Origin of the sequence: Ectothiorhodospira mobilis (assembly GCF_900114895.1) — a bacterium.
GTDB lineage: Bacteria > Pseudomonadota > Gammaproteobacteria > Ectothiorhodospirales > Ectothiorhodospiraceae > Ectothiorhodospira > Ectothiorhodospira mobilis_A.
The window spans coordinates 1-15,691 of sequence record NZ_FOUO01000025.1 but is presented as its reverse complement, the minus strand read 5'-3'; the positions used below and the strand labels follow the sequence as shown (position 1 = coordinate 15,691).

At 65.7% G+C, this 15,691-nt stretch carries 15 protein-coding genes and 1 CRISPR repeat array; of the genes, 2 read left to right on the top strand and 13 right to left on the bottom strand.

Annotated features, from left to right (window positions below):
- On the top strand, window positions 1-143 hold a 143-nt coding region (locus tag BM214_RS12105; protein ID WP_143096383.1), incomplete at its 5' end, for a transposase domain-containing protein.
- A gap of 47 nt (window positions 144-190) precedes the next feature.
- Window positions 191-1,612 (top strand): MATE family efflux transporter, encoded by a 1,422-nt coding sequence (locus BM214_RS12100; RefSeq protein ID WP_244888010.1) that lies wholly within the window; start codon window positions 191-193, stop codon window positions 1,610-1,612.
- A 27-nt stretch (window positions 1,613-1,639) separates the two neighbouring features.
- Here the strand turns inward: BM214_RS12100 and BM214_RS12095 are convergent, their stop codons facing one another.
- From BM214_RS12095 to cas3, 13 genes are all read right to left on the bottom strand, one after another.
- The gene (locus tag BM214_RS12095) at window positions 1,640-2,770 is read right to left on the bottom strand and encodes a GGDEF domain-containing protein (protein WP_143096399.1); all 1,131 of its coding nucleotides are present in this window, start codon (window positions 2,768-2,770) and stop codon (window positions 1,640-1,642) included.
- Window positions 2,771-2,819: 49 nt separating this feature from the next.
- Window positions 2,820-3,608 carry a glycine betaine ABC transporter substrate-binding protein gene (locus tag BM214_RS12090; RefSeq protein ID WP_218149073.1) on the bottom strand — a complete coding sequence of 263 codons (789 nt, stop codon included), beginning with the start codon at window positions 3,606-3,608 and terminating at the stop codon, window positions 2,820-2,822.
- Between the two features lie 223 nt (window positions 3,609-3,831).
- Window positions 3,832-4,986, bottom strand: coding sequence for an NAD(P)/FAD-dependent oxidoreductase (locus BM214_RS12085; RefSeq protein ID WP_090487672.1), 1,155 nt, complete (start codon window positions 4,984-4,986; stop codon window positions 3,832-3,834).
- Window positions 4,987-5,178: 192 nt separating this feature from the next.
- Window positions 5,179-5,685, bottom strand: coding sequence for a hypothetical protein (locus BM214_RS12080; RefSeq protein WP_090487670.1), 507 nt, complete (start codon window positions 5,683-5,685; stop codon window positions 5,179-5,181).
- A gap of 28 nt (window positions 5,686-5,713) precedes the next feature.
- Window positions 5,714-5,944 carry a hypothetical protein gene (locus tag BM214_RS12075; RefSeq protein ID WP_090487668.1) on the bottom strand — a complete coding sequence of 77 codons (231 nt, stop codon included), beginning with the start codon at window positions 5,942-5,944 and terminating at the stop codon, window positions 5,714-5,716.
- A 261-nt stretch (window positions 5,945-6,205) separates the two neighbouring features.
- Window positions 6,206-7,393: direct repeats of the CRISPR family, unit length 29 nt; unit sequence CGGTTCAGCCCCGCGGGCGCGGGGAACGG.
- Between the two features lie 115 nt (window positions 7,394-7,508).
- Window positions 7,509-7,802 (bottom strand): type I-E CRISPR-associated endoribonuclease Cas2e, encoded by a 294-nt coding sequence (cas2e, locus tag BM214_RS12070; RefSeq protein ID WP_425319164.1) that lies wholly within the window; start codon window positions 7,800-7,802, stop codon window positions 7,509-7,511.
- Window positions 7,803-7,811: 9 nt separating this feature from the next.
- Window positions 7,812-8,735 (bottom strand): type I-E CRISPR-associated endonuclease Cas1e, encoded by a 924-nt coding sequence (cas1e, locus tag BM214_RS12065; RefSeq protein WP_090487664.1) that lies wholly within the window; start codon window positions 8,733-8,735, stop codon window positions 7,812-7,814.
- Window positions 8,732-9,463 (bottom strand): type I-E CRISPR-associated protein Cas6/Cse3/CasE, encoded by a 732-nt coding sequence (cas6e, locus tag BM214_RS12060; RefSeq protein ID WP_244888009.1) that lies wholly within the window; start codon window positions 9,461-9,463, stop codon window positions 8,732-8,734. The genes cas1e and cas6e overlap by 4 nt, the downstream gene beginning before the upstream one ends.
- Complete coding sequence (gene cas5e / locus BM214_RS12055; RefSeq protein WP_090487660.1) at window positions 9,436-10,170, bottom strand: type I-E CRISPR-associated protein Cas5/CasD; 735 nt, start codon at window positions 10,168-10,170, stop codon at window positions 9,436-9,438. Before cas5e ends, cas6e begins: the two co-directional genes overlap by 28 nt.
- A gap of 14 nt (window positions 10,171-10,184) precedes the next feature.
- Window positions 10,185-11,222 (bottom strand): type I-E CRISPR-associated protein Cas7/Cse4/CasC, encoded by a 1,038-nt coding sequence (gene cas7e / locus BM214_RS12050; protein WP_090487657.1) that lies wholly within the window; start codon window positions 11,220-11,222, stop codon window positions 10,185-10,187.
- Between the two features lie 59 nt (window positions 11,223-11,281).
- Entirely contained in the window at window positions 11,282-11,881 is a 600-nt protein-coding gene (casB, locus tag BM214_RS12045) for a type I-E CRISPR-associated protein Cse2/CasB (protein WP_090487654.1), read from the bottom strand.
- Window positions 11,878-13,473 carry a type I-E CRISPR-associated protein Cse1/CasA gene (gene casA, locus BM214_RS12040; protein ID WP_090487651.1) on the bottom strand — a complete coding sequence of 532 codons (1,596 nt, stop codon included), beginning with the start codon at window positions 13,471-13,473 and terminating at the stop codon, window positions 11,878-11,880. The genes casB and casA overlap by 4 nt, the downstream gene beginning before the upstream one ends.
- A 202-nt stretch (window positions 13,474-13,675) precedes the next feature.
- Entirely contained in the window at window positions 13,676-15,589 is a 1,914-nt protein-coding gene (gene cas3 / locus BM214_RS12035) for a CRISPR-associated helicase Cas3' (RefSeq protein ID WP_244888007.1), read from the bottom strand.
- Window positions 15,590-15,691 lie beyond the last annotated feature (102 nt).

Below are 15,691 nucleotides of genomic sequence, written 5' to 3'. Positions count from 1 at the left end.
AGAACGGGGTGAACCCCCGTCACTATCTGATCGATGTGCTTGAGCGCATCCAGGATCATCCCGCCAATCGCCTCCAAGAACTGCTGCCCTATCACAGGGCACCGCTGGCCCAGAGTTGCGGGGAGCATGCCAGCCCCGACTGACGGCTGGCTATACGGGGGCTACCGGACGGATACGGCCGGAGCACCCCTTGCCTCCCATCCTCCAACGCAGCCTGGGCGAGACCCGCCGCCTGGCCCTCCTGGCCCTGCCCATCCTGGGGGCGCAGTTCACCCAGGCGGGCATGGGCGTGGCGGACGTGATGATGACCGGCCGCCTGGGGGCCACGGACCTGGCCGCTGTCTCCGTGGGATCCAGCCTGTGGATGCCGCTGATGCTCTTCATGACCGGCACCCTCATGGGCCTGACCCCGGTGGTGGGCCAGTTGCTGGGCAGCGGCCGCATGCGGGCCATCCGGGAACGCACCCACCAGGGGGTATGGCTCGCCCTCGGACTGGGGGTCCTGGTCGCCCTCGCCCTCTGGATCCTGCCCGCCCCCCTGTTCCGACTCATGGACGTACCCGGGGCGGCGGCCGACCTGGGGGTGGATTACCTCCGGGCCCTGGGGCTGGGCATGCCTGGCATGGGGCTGTTTCTGGCCCTGCGGGCCTTCTCCGACGGCCTGGGCCACACCCGCCCTGCCCTGTGGATCGGACTGGTGGGGCTGGGGCTGAACGTGCCGGCCAACTACCTGCTGATCTACGGCGGTCCGGGCCTGGAGGCCCTATGGCCCGGTCCCCTGCCCGCGCCGCTGGCCGGCCTCCCCGCCCTGGGCGCCACCGGCTGCGGCCTGGCCACGGCCCTGGCCTTCTGGGGCATGGGTCTGGCCATGCTGCTCTACACCCGCCGCTGCCGCGTCTACGACACCATCGCCTTATGGACACGGCTGACGCCTCCGTGCCCGGCCCTGCTGGGAGAACTGCTCTATGTGGGGGTACCCATCGGTGTGGCCATCTTCGTGGAGGTGACCCTGTTCACCCTCATCGCCCTGCTGGTGGCCAATCTGGGGGAGGTCACCGTGGCGGCCCATCAGGTGGCCCTGAACCTCACCTCCTTCGTCTTCATGCTGCCCCTGTCCCTGGGCATGGCCCTCACCGTGCGCGTCAGCCATGCCCTGGGCACGGAACAGCCCGGGACCGCCCGTTTCGTGGCCTGGAACGGTGTGGTGGTCTCCCTGCTGGCGGCGGCCTGCAACGCACTGGTGCTCACCATGTGGGCCGCCCCCGTGATCGGCCTCTACACCCACGATCCCCAGGTGCAGCAACTGGCGGTCTCCCTCATCACCCTGGCCATCCTGTTCCAGATCTCCGACGCCCTGCAACTGAGCATGGCCGGGGCCCTGCGGGGCTACAAGGATACCCGCGTACTCATGGGCATCACCCTGCTGGCCTACTGGGGGGTGGGGCTCGTGGGGGGGCATCGGCTGGCCACCCGGGGGCTGGGCAGCCTGCTCCCGCCTCTGGGGGTGCACGGCTACTGGCTGGGACTGATCTGCGGCCTGACGGTGGCGGCCCTGCTGCTGGGGGTGCGACTGCAACGGTTGAGCCACAGGTGGCAGGACGCCCTGGGATGAAACCGCCCTGCCCGGGGCGGGCGCAGGTCAGTGGCAGACCACCCGGTTGCGCCCCTGCTCCTTGGCCCGATAGAGGGCCCGATCGGCCCGTTCCAGCAGGACCTCCGGGTCCACGTGGCCATGGACGGCGGCCACGCCGATGCTCACGGTGACCGGCAGGCGAATCCCCTGCACCCGGGGCGGACACTCCACCACCCGCTGGCGCACCCGCTCCGCGATCTTGACGGCCTCCTGCCGCCCCGTCTCGGGCAACAGGATGCCGAACTCCTCGCCCCCAAGGCGGGCCGGAAGATCCGACTGGCGCAGGTCCTCCTGCAGGGCCGCCGCCAGGTGCACCAGCACCTGATCCCCCACGGCGTGGCCCTGGGTGTCGTTGAGCTGCTTGAAGTGATCCACGTCCACCATCATCACGGCGGTGTCATGGTGATGACGCCGGGCCAGGGCCAGGGCGCCGCCAAAGCATTCCTTGAAATAACGGCGGTTGGGCAGACCGGTCAGGGGATCGTGATAGCTCAGGTAACGGTGGCGGGCCTCCCGCTCCTGGCGGCGCTGCTGGCGGGCGAGCCAGCCGCGGATCGCCACCGCAAAGGAGGAGACGGCCACGGCGATGAGCATCATCGCCAGCACCAGCACGCTGGCGATGGTGGCCCTCTCCAGGGTGGCCCGGGCGCGCACCTCGTGCCGCAGGGTATCGGTGAGGGCCTGGGCGGTCTCCTCCAGGTCCAGTTCCGCCTTGAGATAGGTCCAGCCCTTCACCAGATCGTTGGCCGTCTTCAGTTCCCCCCGGCTGACATGATGGAAGGCCTGCCGCGCCAGATCCCGGGTGGTGGCGACGTAGCCCTCCAGCGCCGCCACCCGCTCCGCCACCGCTGGGGTATCCACGAGCCCGGCCACCCGTCCGGTGAGGGCGGTGAGCTGCTGCTGGCTATGGCGGTGGCGGTCCTGCCAGCGCAGATCCCCGGTGGCCACGGCCAGTTGCACCGCCATCTCGCGGCGCTTGATGTGGTAGAGCAGCCCTCCGGAGGCCTGCTCCAGGGCCAGCTTCTCCTCGGCGAAGGCATCCACCACGCTGAAGGAATAGAGCAGGCTCCACACCAGGATGAACAACAGCAGGGTGCTGGACAAGGCGGCCACCCAGAACCAGGGATCCCGGGGCATGCGCGCCTCAGGGACCGGTTCCTCCCAGGGTGGTTCCTGTGGTGTCGGTTCACTCATCGAGCCAGCGGTCCACCTGGGTCTCGTTGGCCCCGATCCAGCGCCGGGCGGCCTCTTCAGGGGAGGTGCCCTCTTCCTGCATCCACAGCATCACCTGCTCCATGTCCCGGACCGTCCAGCGAAAGCGGGAGAGGAAATCATACACGCGGGGGTGATCCTCCCTCAGCCCCTGACGCACCAGGGTATGGATGGCGCCTCCTTCACCATAGACCCCCTTGGGATCCTTCAGGTAGCGCAGGTCCCAGCGTCGGAACATCCAATGGGGCGTCCAGGCGGTAACCACAATCCAGCGATCCTCCGCCATGGCCCCCTCCAGGATGGTGGTCATGGTGGAATCACTGCCGGAGATCAGCCGCAGCCCATCCAGACCATAGACCGCCAGGGCCCGCCGGGTACGGCGCATGAGCCCGGCATCCGGCTCGATGCCGATGATCTTCCCGTTGAAACGATCGACAACCCCGGCCAGTTCCGGGATGGAGTCCACCGGCAGATGGGCCGGCACCGCCAATCCGATGCGGGTCCCCTCCAGATGCGGCCCCAGATCCACCACTCGGTCGCCGTAACGGGCCTGCTGATCCGCCTGCAGGGGCAGCCAGGCGGCCACCGTGGCGTCCTGATCTCCCGCCGCCAGGGAGCCCCACAAGGCCGTGAGGGTCACCGGCAGGAGTTCGCATTCAAGGCCCAGCCGCTCCTCGATCACCGCCTTCACCACATGGGTACTGGCGATCTCCGAATCCCATTCCACGTACACCAGGCGCACCACATCATCATCCGCTTCCACCCCCCGAGGGGAATCCGCATCCTCCGGGGCACACCCAACCAGGACGAAAAGGAATAAGAAGAAAAGGATACGACCCGCGCTACCTCGTCCTCGCCGGAACCTGCCCTGCGGGCTCATATCACCACCTCCTTGCAACGGCCCTCTCCGCAAACGATCCCCCAATCCCATCATGGGGCCACGGCCCATCAGGGTACCGGATACGCCACCGCGTCTCCCATGGGGATCACCCCTCCAGGATCGGCGGCAACGCCCGGGTCAGTTCCGGACGCGCCTTCACCGCCTCGCTGCCGGTGAGGGCAAAGCCCAGCAACCGTCCCTCGGGGTCCAGGAAGCGGGCCTTGACCCCATCCCCCACCGGCATGATCTCCCATGCCCCCTCCGCCTGCGGATCCGGGGGCGCCACCACCACGGGATGGCGGGTGGTCTTCACCTGCACGGGCATGGCCGGATAATGGACCGGCGTGACCTCCCCCGCCAGGGTCCGGGCCAGGGCCTTGGCGGCATGGCGGATGGGGGCCACATAGGGCAACACCCGCCCCTCCACCTGGGCACAATCCCCCAGGGCATACACCCCCTCCACGGAGGTGGCGAGACGGCGGTCCACGCAGATGCCACGCTGCACGGCAAGACCCGCCTCTCGGGCCAGATCCAGACGGGGGCGCACCCCCACCGCGGAGAGGACGGCACCCGCCTGCACACACCCCCCATCCTCCAAAGAAAGGCGATAGCCCGAACCACTGCGCTCGATGCGTTGCACCACGGTGCCCAGGTGGAAACGCACCCCGGCGGCCTCCAGCCCCCGCTGCACGGCCTGCCCCGCGGCCTCGGGCACGAGCCGCCCCAAGGGCCAGGCATCGGGGCCGATGACCTCCACAGTACGCCCGCTGGCAACGAGATCATTGGCGAACTCACAGCCAATCAGCCCCGGCCCGATGAGGGCCACCCGGTCCACCGCCTCGATGGCCTGGCGGAATCGCACATAATCCGCCAGATCGTTGACCGTCAGCACGGCATCGGCCCCATCCCCCTCATAGGAGAACTGAACGGGCTCCGCCCCCAGGGCCAGCACCAGGGCGTCATAGTCCAGGAAGCGGCCATCCTGTAGCCTTACCCGGCGCTCACCGGGGATCAGGGCGCTCACCGTGGCCCGGGTCAGGACGCGGGCGTCCAGCTCCTGGGCCATCGCCTCGGCGGTGCGCTGCACCAGATCTTCGGGCGACTGCCCCCGACCCAGGGCCCCGGAGAGCATGGGCTTGGTGTAATACGCGCCATCGTCCCGGGTCACCAGGGTCAACGGCGTGTGCCCATCCCGGGCGCGCCACTCCCGGGCCAGGGTGTACCCAGCCAAGCCCGTGCCAATGATGAGGATGCCGGACATAAAAGACCTCCGGGGAATGGGACAGCCCAGAGCATAGACCCGCCCCCCGGATCTGGCGATGTGGACGGGAAATGCGGGAGGACAAGCACCCCCGCCCTGGGTCGCCCCGCGGATTCGTGCACCGGATGCCATCAGGTGCAAAAAAATCGCGTCAGGGCGCGGCTTCGGGGTTCAACGGGCCAGACCCAAGGTTCACACCATGAAACGCAGGGCGGCCAATGTCAGTCCCAGGGAGGTGGCGATGAACCCCAGCACCCAATAGAACTGGCGATCCTGACGCCGGATCAGCATATCGAAACGCTCATCGTTCCTGTCAAAACGCCTGTCCACTTGCTCGAAGCGCTTGTCGATCCGCTCGAAACGCTGATCCACTTGCTCGAAGCGCTGATCGATCTGCTCGAAACGTTTGTCGATCTGCTCAAAACGTTTGTCGATCTGCTCAAAACGTTTATCCACCTGTTCAAAACGTTTCTCCATATCCTCGCGCATGGCCTCGAAGCGCTTATCCATTTGCGCAAACCCCTCGCGCATCAGTTCCCGCTGATGCTTGAGTTCCTCTTCCACCCGCACCATACGTTCCCGCAATTCGATCTCATAGACAGCCGGTGGCTTGCCCAGGCTTTGCTCGGCCAGCCATTCGGCCAGATGCTCTCTGATGTCATTACGGATGAACTCAAGGTCACTTTCAGCCAGAGCCATCGTGGTCTCTCCGTGCCGGGATGGAGTCTCAAAACGAGTATGCCATAGATGAACCCTCCAACCCGCCTACGCGGGGTCCGGGAATTGCCAGAAGGTCCTTGGCAGAGGATTCAGCCCCGCGGGCGCGGGGAACGGGCCGGGTGGTGTGCACCAGCAGTTCGCCGGCCTCCTGCAGCACCGGGCGCAGCTCTGCGCCGGAGCGGGCCAACCGCTCCAGGGCGGCGGTCAGTTCGGCGCCATCGATCTGCACTTCGATCATTTGCTATGCTCTCCCGTAGCTTGGCTGGCGCATCGGACCGTCGTGCTCATACCACGAAACGTTGCGGACGTTGCGGCAGGGGTGCCAGCCAGGTCACTCACTCTTCGGCCTGACATAGAACGTCTCCAGCGCCAGCATCTTGCGCTTTATGCGCACCTCAAAGACCGCTTCAAACACCTCGCCATTGCGCTCTAACCGCCGTTTAACCAACGGTTGCCCGTAGCGCTTCGACGCGCCCGCGTCTTGCCAGCCCGCCCCCTCAGGTTCAACCCCGCGGGCGCGGGGAACGGTCTTTCAGGGGTGTGCATGTGGTCGTCGTGGTCGGTTCAGCCCCGCGGGCGCGGGGAACGGTTAATCGGGGACCACGTGCCCGCCATGAAGTCCGGTTCAGCCCCGCGGGCGCGGGGAACGGCAGGCGAGGCCGCGGCGCTTGGCGCTGACCGGCGGTTCAGCCCCGCGGGCGCGGGGAACGGCGCCCCAGCACCGTGGAGCGCCTACCCGAGGACGGTTCAGCCCCGCGGGCGCGGGGAACGGGCGCACGGTGCGCATGCCGTCGCTCCCAGGAGCGGTTCAGCCCCGCGGGCGCGGGGAACGGGTGCTGCCGGACTACGACGCGACCAACCACACCGGTTCAGCCCCGCGGGCGCGGGGAACGGCTCAAGAGCCGCCAGATCGGGGCGACCTTCTTCGGTTCAGCCCCGCGGGCGCGGGGAACGGCAGTGGCGCCAGATCGTCACGGTGGAGGATGCCGGTTCAGCCCCGCGGGCGCGGGGAACGGCAGGGCCGAGTGATCCACCTACTCGAGCCGGACGGTTCAGCCCCGCGGGCGCGGGGAACGGGCTGCCCGGCTCCCCGTCTCCACCATCGAATCCGGTTCAGCCCCGCGGGCGCGGGGAACGGCAATCCCTGGAGCGCATCCTGTCCGAATCGGACGGTTCAGCCCCGCGGGCGCGGGGAACGGGACGGTCTATCAGGCCGTGCTGGACGATCGGACGGTTCAGCCCCGCGGGCGCGGGGAACGGGAACCCACCTACGTCAGCATTCCTAACGGAACCGGTTCAGCCCCGCGGGCGCGGGGAACGGCCCGAACCATAAAGATCCGGCTAGTGGGAAAACGGTTCAGCCCCGCGGGCGCGGGGAACGGGAACGGGAGGCCAGGGAAGAACTGGCCGCCGTCGGTTCAGCCCCGCGGGCGCGGGGAACGGTAGTAACCTAACAAATATCTAATGTCAAGTCCCGGTTCAGCCCCGCGGGCGCGGGGAACGGGCCTCCTGCGGTAAGTCCTGGGTGAGTACCAGCGGTTCAGCCCCGCGGGCGCGGGGAACGGGACCCGCTGGCCGTGGCGCCGGTGGCCCTGGGCGGTTCAGCCCCGCGGGCGCGGGGAACGGGGCCCTGGGGCTTTCCCGGTCCGGCGGGGCGCCGGTTCAGCCCCGCGGGCGCGGGGAACGGACTTCATCTAATATACTGAATGAAAAGGCTTTGCAGGGAAAGCCATAATCCACCAGCAAATACCCCCCCCTGGCCGGGTTTCCTTTTTGTTAAAGAACGCTTCCATATCAGAGAGTTACATTTCCTCTTCCGGATCGGGCGCGAAACGCACCAGCTGCAGACCCTCGTAATCCACTGGAATACGGCGATTTTTTCCACATGTCTGGAACTCGAAGCCGGATTCGTGCTGACTCGCCCAGGCCATAACCACGTTCCCATCATCGACCAGGGCGTTGACCTGTTCCCAGATCAGTTCCCGGACCCGACGAGATACATCCCCGATATAGACACCGGCCCGGATTTCCAGAAGCCAGATGGCCAGCCTTCCCCGTAGGCGGGGCGGGACGGCCTCGGTGACGACGACTAGCATGGCCATTGACTAACTCCTGTGTCCAACGTCGCCTATGGATTGGGCTTCGGGGATGGCTGGCGGTTGTGCCTCTGGAGCAGGAGGTGGGGGCTCGATCCCTCCTGCGGAGAGGACTTCCTCGATCAGTGGGATCACCCGCTGCAGCAGTTTCGTTTTACGGAAGGACTCCCGGCAGGCGATGCGCACCGCGCGCTCGGGCTGGGCTGCTCCTTTGGCCGCGATCTGGAAGGCGATCGGAACGACGGTTTCGAATTTCACGATATCGGCAATGTCGTACACAAAACTCCGGGGCTTGCCCGTGTGGAGAAACCCGATGGCGGGCGCATAACCCGCTGCCAGGATTGCTGCCTCACAGACCCCGTAGAGGCAGGAGGTGGCTGCAGAGAGACACTGATTGACCGGATCAGAGCGATCCCATTGCTCGGGGTCGTAGCGGCGCCCCTTCCACTCGATGCCGTACTGTCGAGCGAGTTGCTGGTAGGTCTTGCGCACCCTCGCGCCTTCGATCCCGCGAAGCTGATCCACGGAACGTCGTGAGGGCGGTTCCTCCTGGAAACGCAGGGCATACATCCGACGAACGACCTTGAGTCGCAGATCCTCTTCAAGGGCAAGCCGGGCCTGGTACAGCAATTTGTCGGAACGGGCACCCCCGGGCTGGCCTGCGGAATATAGCCGGACGCCACCCTCTCCCACCCAGATAATCAGTGTGCCGACGGTGGCCGCCAGCTTCACGGCGGCATGGGAGATCCGGGCTCCGGGCTCCAACAGGAGACAGACCACCGACCCCACAGGGATATGCATGCGATCCCCATTGATCTCGTCTACTACGACGAAGGCCCCATCCCGCACATCGAGCTGCCCCCGCCCCACGAAGACCATGGAGACCCGATCCTTGAGGGGGATGGGCTTCAGGGGTACGAACGAATCGCTCATGACTCGAGGCGGCGTATCATCCACATCCCACAGCCAAAGGCACGGCTGCGACCAATCCCCTCCTCCAGGGTTTGGAGGAAACGCTCGGGATCTGTCACTTCAAGCCGACCCTCGAAGTCGATGCTGCTGAAACGGATTTCACCGCCCTTGCGCCGGAAGGTGTGCTGCCGATAGCCGCTGGTTTGTGGATCTATAGGCAGGCGGTAACCACGGCGTGCCGCCCGTTCGGAGTCACCCAACCAGGCCCGGGCGGCATCCTCCATTCGCTCTTGGACCATCAGTCGGTCCGTGATCCCTTCCTCTTTTGCAGCCTTTTTGGCATCCATGAGCACATCGTGACGCCGTGAACGCCGCCGCCCCTCCTCTGCACGGGCTACTACGGGATTGGCGCGCAGCCGGAAGGCAAGCTGCTGCCCCGTCTCCAGCTTTGGGGCAAAGGGCTTGCTCTCGCATTCCAGCAGTCCGGGTACGGGGATGGGTTCCACTTGGGAGAGGACATAGAACATCGGCATGCCGCGCGCGCTCCCATGAAGCCCGGCGTCATGCTCCAGTTCCTGTCGGAAAAGAAAGGGGCGGTCGGTGACCTCGGGGAAAAGCCGCCACAGAAGCTGGTGATTGCCATAGGCATGCCCTGCCATGAGTTGCCCCAGGGCATGGGCATCGAGCCCTGCAGTGGCCACCCGCACTCGGCTGAGATACATCAGGTCTCCTCCCTGCTTTGATGCCAATACTCCACTCGGGGCGCAAACTGCCAGCGCCCACGGTGCAGAGGATCATCGTACGGGTGACGGATCTCCTGGGGTTGGATATCGCCGCCTTCTCCTTCCCAGATATAGGCCGCCTCCGGGGCGATCCCCAGCAGACGCCGTTCATAGGGCCCATCCCAAGGTGTCAGCGCTGGGAAGGGGGTATCCAGCGCAGACCGGAATCCTGGGGCCTGGACAATCCGTGGAGCCAAAGGGGCCGCCGGCGGGCAGGCCTTGCGCCCCAGGGCGAGCGGGAAACGCGGCCGCTCCAGCGCCGCTTTCAGGGTCTCCAGATCCCAGTCGGGGTCACCGGTCTCGGGGATGGCCACTTTCCAGTAGCCGTCACACCGGTAATCACGGGTCGAGAGGATGGTATTCAGGCGATCCCGGGGCGCCGCGAGTTCATCCTTCCGTGTCCGATGGCGGGCCTTGCGGTTGTGGGAGGGCACCTGGGCGGTATGGTAGTCCTGGATCAGGACGCCCGGGCTCTCTTGCTTGACGCCGAAACGCACCGCTGCCGCCAAGGCGGCCAACCCGGATTCGTCGCTGCGTGGGATCCCCAGCGCCGCAGCCAATAATCCCAGAAGCGCGGAGCGGCCGGGATGGGTGGCGCTACGCCGAATCTCCCCGGTCGCCGGTACGCCCCAACTGGCCAGCGTTCCGTAGAGCTGGAATACCAGGTAGTCCATGGCTGCTTTGCTCCTTAAGCGCCGACGACGAAACGCTTCAGCTCGTCCAGGCTACCCGTTCCTTTCAGGGCATTGAGGGTATAGACGGAATCGGCGCATGCACCGTAGACCCGATCAAAGTTCTCGGCCTGCTGCTCCAATACACGGATCGAGGCCTCGCCATAGTCGGAGTCCTGCACGGGCTTGAGGAAGGCCACAGAGAGGGACCGCGGCTGCTGTTCTCCCCGTTCTGCCCGGACATAGGAGGCATAGGCATGGGACCCGAAGCTGTTCTGTTTTCCCCGGGGCGCGACCTTCACCGCCGCCTCGGTGAGCGCCTCGATCGCGCGGTCGGCAAGCTCGGCATCTCCACCCAGATTACCCACCAGTTGCTCGCGGTCGATGCAGAGATAGCTGTAGAACAGACCGGCTGCGAAACCATTTTCGCCGATATGACCGGCCCCCCTATCCTCCTCCCCCGTATTCAGATCGTCCACGGCGGTGAAGTAGTCATCCTCCACCACGACCCGGTGGGTCGTGATCGCATGCGCCACTTGGCAGGCCGCCTCGACGTTGTAGCCGGGATCGGCGGCCAACATGCGGCCGAATAATGCAATATCCACTGCAGATGGGGTGTGCCGAAGGAGATCGAGTTCCTGCTCCGTGGGCTCACGCTGCTCGCGGATCAACGTCTCGGTGAGTTCGTCCACAGCCCGGCGCTCCTCGGGGCTGATATGGGCGAGTTGCTCGATATGCAGGCCATCCTTCTGCAGCTTGCCGAACACGTCGGCGATCTTCCCGGCCCAGGAAATCGCCTTCTTTTCCGGGATGCCGCCTGCGACAAGGCGCTCATGGATCTCCGGGCCCAAGCGCTTGGTCCGGGTTCCCAGATGCCCCACCAGGGCTTCCTGGAATACCCTGGAGACGCGCCAGTTCCGCTTAAGGCTCTGGGAGGAGACGCGCAGCCGCTCGGCTCCTCCCATGGTGGCGGTCTTGGGCCGGCCCAGGTCATCACGGTTGAGATTGGCCGGGGGGTAAGAGGTCAGCATATGCAACTGGATGAAATGGGTCATGGAGACGGCTCCCTCGTCGAGTGCGGACATGGGTGAAATGGTCAGACGGCGTGATCTCGCTAGTGCGGGTAGCAGGCAAGGCGGGTGAAATAGGCGTCGGCCCAGCGGACCGCCAGGCGATGATCCGGTCGGGCGGCGAAATACCCGCTCTTTTCCCGGTGCCAGAGCAGAAGATCGTCGGCCAGGGATCGAACATCCACTCGCTGATCGATCAGATGAACGACGCGACGCGCCCGGCGTACAAACTCATCCAGATCCCGGCTCTGCAGGAGTTGGCGAAAGCGCAGCTCACTCACAACCGGGCTACCGCTGCCCGCCGGCTCGCGTTCCGCAGCCATGGCGGCGGCGAAGGTCCGATCGGGCACGTGCTCAGCGACCTCGGCCAGCACGATGGCGACAGCGCCCCAGGCACGCATGTCCCGGGAAGTCCGGCGTCCCTGCGGGAGGGCGAACCAGAGATAGCGGAAGCCTTCACTGAGAAGGGCATCGTCAGGGCCCGTCGCACGCCGCAGCACGGAGCGCGCACCGCTCGAATACGGGGAAACCCCCTCTCCTTGCACACCATGCAGGCGTGCCCACCACTCCCGCAGGCGCTCCGCTACGCCTTCTTCCCCCTCCCGATCCCGCAGGACCTGAGGACTGAATCGCTTTTCGCTCATGCTTCCGCCTCCTGCTCCGCCTGCTGGCGCAGGCGTTTCATCTCCCGTCCCCCGCTCAACCACGAGCGGAGCCCATTACGCGCCGCGATGACTCGCCTAAGATCCATACCCTGCTCATCGGCAGCCAGCGCAAGGGACTCGAAGACCTCGTTTGCTGCCCTGCTCACCACCTCCAGCCAGCGGCGGGCAACAGCCGAAGGCAGCCCTGTCTGGCCAGCCTCAACCGCCTGCGCCAGCTGCGGCAGGCAGGCGTAGAACTCGGCGGTGGTCGCTTCCCAGAAGCGATGCTGAATGAAACCAAAATCCCCCTTGGCGTCCCGCGGACGGGCGAACCAGGCCTCCTTGACCGCATCCTGGGTGCGCTTGGCGGCCTTTACGGCGGCCTGATCCAGCTGGCGGATCCCGTAGAGGAAAAGATCGCGCCGATCTTCCGAGACCGCGATCAGAGGCATCTCGGTGCTGTACCACCCCCGTGGCTTGTTCTGCTTGAGGTCATAGCCGAAGACCCAGAGCCTGGGCTGCCTTCCCCCCTGGAGGAGCCGCCGTTTCGTCTCCAGGTAGTCCTGCACCACCCAAGCCGGCAGATGCCCTTGCTCGGGATCCTCCAGGGCAAGGGATTCCCAATGCCGATACCCGAGCCCGCCCTGCTGGCCCTTCAGGGAATAGGGGGGCTCGTTCGGCTTCTTGGGATCGAAACGATAGGGCGTGAGTGGATGGCGGAAGGGGCCATCGTAGTTGTAGCCGAGGTTGGTCATCCGCAGGTTTCGAAGCAATTTGGAGGCTTCCCGACCGCAGACCTGGCAGGTCCCAGGCCCCTCGGGGCTTCCCAGGCGGATGCGGTTGGGCATGGCCCAAAAGAGGTGCAGCGGATGGACGTCCTCGGGGGTCGTCACCTGTGTGCTTGAACCCTTCTCACTGGTCCGGGTCGGCACCAGCCAGGGGAAGATTTGCCCGTCCGTGGGACGGGGATCAGGGTAGCGGAAGCGCCGGTGATCCCGAGGAAGGATGTTGAGAAGCAGCTTGTGCCACAACGACGTCGCTGAATCGGGGGGCAGGACCAGCGTGGTCAGTGGCCCGCCACCACGGATACCGACCCGGTAGCCCGTACCACCCGCCGGCCCGGTTGCCTGGTAATTGTACAGTGCCACCGCTGCGCAGGCAGGGCACATGGCCTCTCCAAGCCCGCGCTTCACGAAATGGTCGGTGTTCTGCTTGAGGCCCTGTTCACCGGGGGACTCAATGAGGAGAGAGGCGACAGGGGCGGTTCGGGCATCCCCCAGAGGGTCCAGATCCTGCAAGAAGCAGGGGCCATCCCCAAGGAGTTCAAAGGCATCGCGCCATGGGGCGAGGTCTGCCTCCAACGCCTGCCGCGATGGAGGTTCCTGCCATAGCCTAAGCCAGTCCTTGCGGTTCGCGGGGGCCAGGACCGTCTGGAGCAGTGCGATAAGAAGCTGCCAGCCAGCCCCGGTGAAGTCGGCCCGGGGGAAGGCGAGGTCCACCAGATCAGGGTCCGTGACCGCAGACGGTGGGGCATAGACCCTTTCCCCGTCACGGCGGCGGAACGGCAGCCAGGGCTCATCAATGAGGTTCATACGCTCTTCCTTGCGAGGGTGGCTGGTCTTATGGTGACCTCAAGTGCTTGGGTTGCCCCAAGCACTTGAGGTCACCATACAGCTTCCACCTGAGACATTCAACAAGTGTAGAAGTGCAATAAATCATCGGGAGAATCGGATATCATAATCCTTGTTCCCCGTGTCACGGGGCTGACCCGTGTAGCAGCGCAATGCGGCTGTGCTAGGAAGAACGTTCCCCGCCATGGCGGGGAATCACGGCACCCAAAGTGCTGTCATATCGAGCCGGCATCCCGTGCTCCACCAACCAGAATCGACTCCTGCGAAGTCCAGGGTGGGCCTCATACAAGGCTTGCGCCTGCACCTCCAGATGGGAAGGCAGCGGCGGCAACCTCCTGGCCAACCCCTCGCGAAGGCTAACCGTACTCATGGGCCAGGGGTGACGGCAATCGGGGTGCCAGGGCTCCAGCATGCCTTCCGGTCCCTGCCGCACCAGGACCACAGGCACGGTACGCTCCGCGGATAGGCGGGTTCCGATCTCTTGGTCATCGTCCCAGCCAGCCCCCTCGGCCGAACGGCCGTATCCAAGCTCCAGATCGAGGGCATTAAACCGGGCACTGGCGGCCGCCACACGTTCGCCGGCCCAATGCTCGGCCTCGGCCTGCTGGAGTCCCACCGGGACCTCCAGCCCATCCCCATAGACGGCCTCCATCAGAACCCGGGCCCGAGCGGGCAAATCGATCGCGCCTTCCTCACTGAGCACGCCCATGGTGCGCCAAAGCTGGACTGGATTCCCATAAACCGCAGCCGTCCCGGGCAGGAGGCTACGGATCCAGTCGGGGCCGGGATCATGCCTCCACTCTGGGGCGAGTATGCGCATCACAGGTGGGCTGCGGCCATCCCTTGCCCCTGCCATAGACAGAGGATTTCCTTCAGCGTCACGGCAATGACGGTGCAGTCGCCCAGCGCGCTGGATCAGCAGATCCACCGGCGCCAGGTCGCTAATGAGACAATCGAAATCCAGATCCAGGCTCTGCTCCACTACCTGGGTGGCGATGAGGACACGGCCGGCGCGCTCCATCGCCGTCGAATCCTTGCCGAAAACCTGCAGCACCTGGGCCTCGAGGCGCTGTCGATCCGCCATGGTGAACCGGGCATGGAAAAGGATGACCTGCCCCGGGTCTGCCAGCTGCTCACGAATCGCCTCGAAAGCGCTGATGGCCTCGTCCACCGTATTGCGAATCCAGCACGCGCACCCCCCCTGCCGAACGGCTTCAACGACGGCCTTTTGCACCTCGGTCTCATCATGCAGGAAATGCACAGGCAGTGACCGGGAGCGATTCATCCCGGTGGAGACCTCGTATTCACTGACTCCCTCATCGTGCACCTGGGTCGCCATGGGGAAATGCTCCGCCACGGGGCCCTCCCCGGTGCCCCCCCGCCCCTTCTGCCAGGCGAGGAGCAGTTCACGCCGCAGGCTGTGAGGCAGCGTTGCCGACAGGAGGACCGCGCTGCCACCCTGCCGAGCGTGGCCCGCGAGCAAAGTTTTTAGGAGTCCGGTGGTGTAGGGATCGTAGGCATGGACCTCATCGACAACCAGGATCTTGTCGGCCAGCCCGAGCAGCCTCAGGGATTGATGGCGACGGGGTAACACCCCCAAGAGGGCCTGATCGATCGTGCCGACACCCACTTCCGCCAGCAGTGCCGTCTTGCGGTTGTCCGCCAGCCAGGCACGACATTCGGCGCTGGCCGTGCGGTCCTCTCGAGTGTAGTTGCGATCGGCCGTGGGCTCCGGCACCACGGATTCCAAGAACGCATCTTCCAGGTGACGGGCCCCGTGGGCCAGGACCAGTGAGGGACGGCTCTCCATAGGAAAAAGACTCCGATAGAACTTCCCGAGCCGGTGATACATGGCGTTTGATGTGGCCATGGTCGGCAGGCCGAAGTAGAGTCCCCGCCCCTGCCCGGCGGCCAGGAGGCGATGGACGAGCGTAAGGGCCGCCTCCGTCTTGCCGGAGCCGGTGATGTCTTCCAGGATCAGGAGTTGCGGCCCGGCAGCCAGGTCTATGGATTCGGCCCAAGCCTGAAGCGGCGTCGGCCGTAGACCAAAGGCCTCGCGGAAGCCGGGAAAACCCACCCCCACATGAAGTGGACCCCATCTGCTGGACCACCTGACAGGGGGTTTAAGCTCTAACCGGGTTGTATCTCTCAGGCGTCAGGCCGCCCGAGTCAGAGGTTG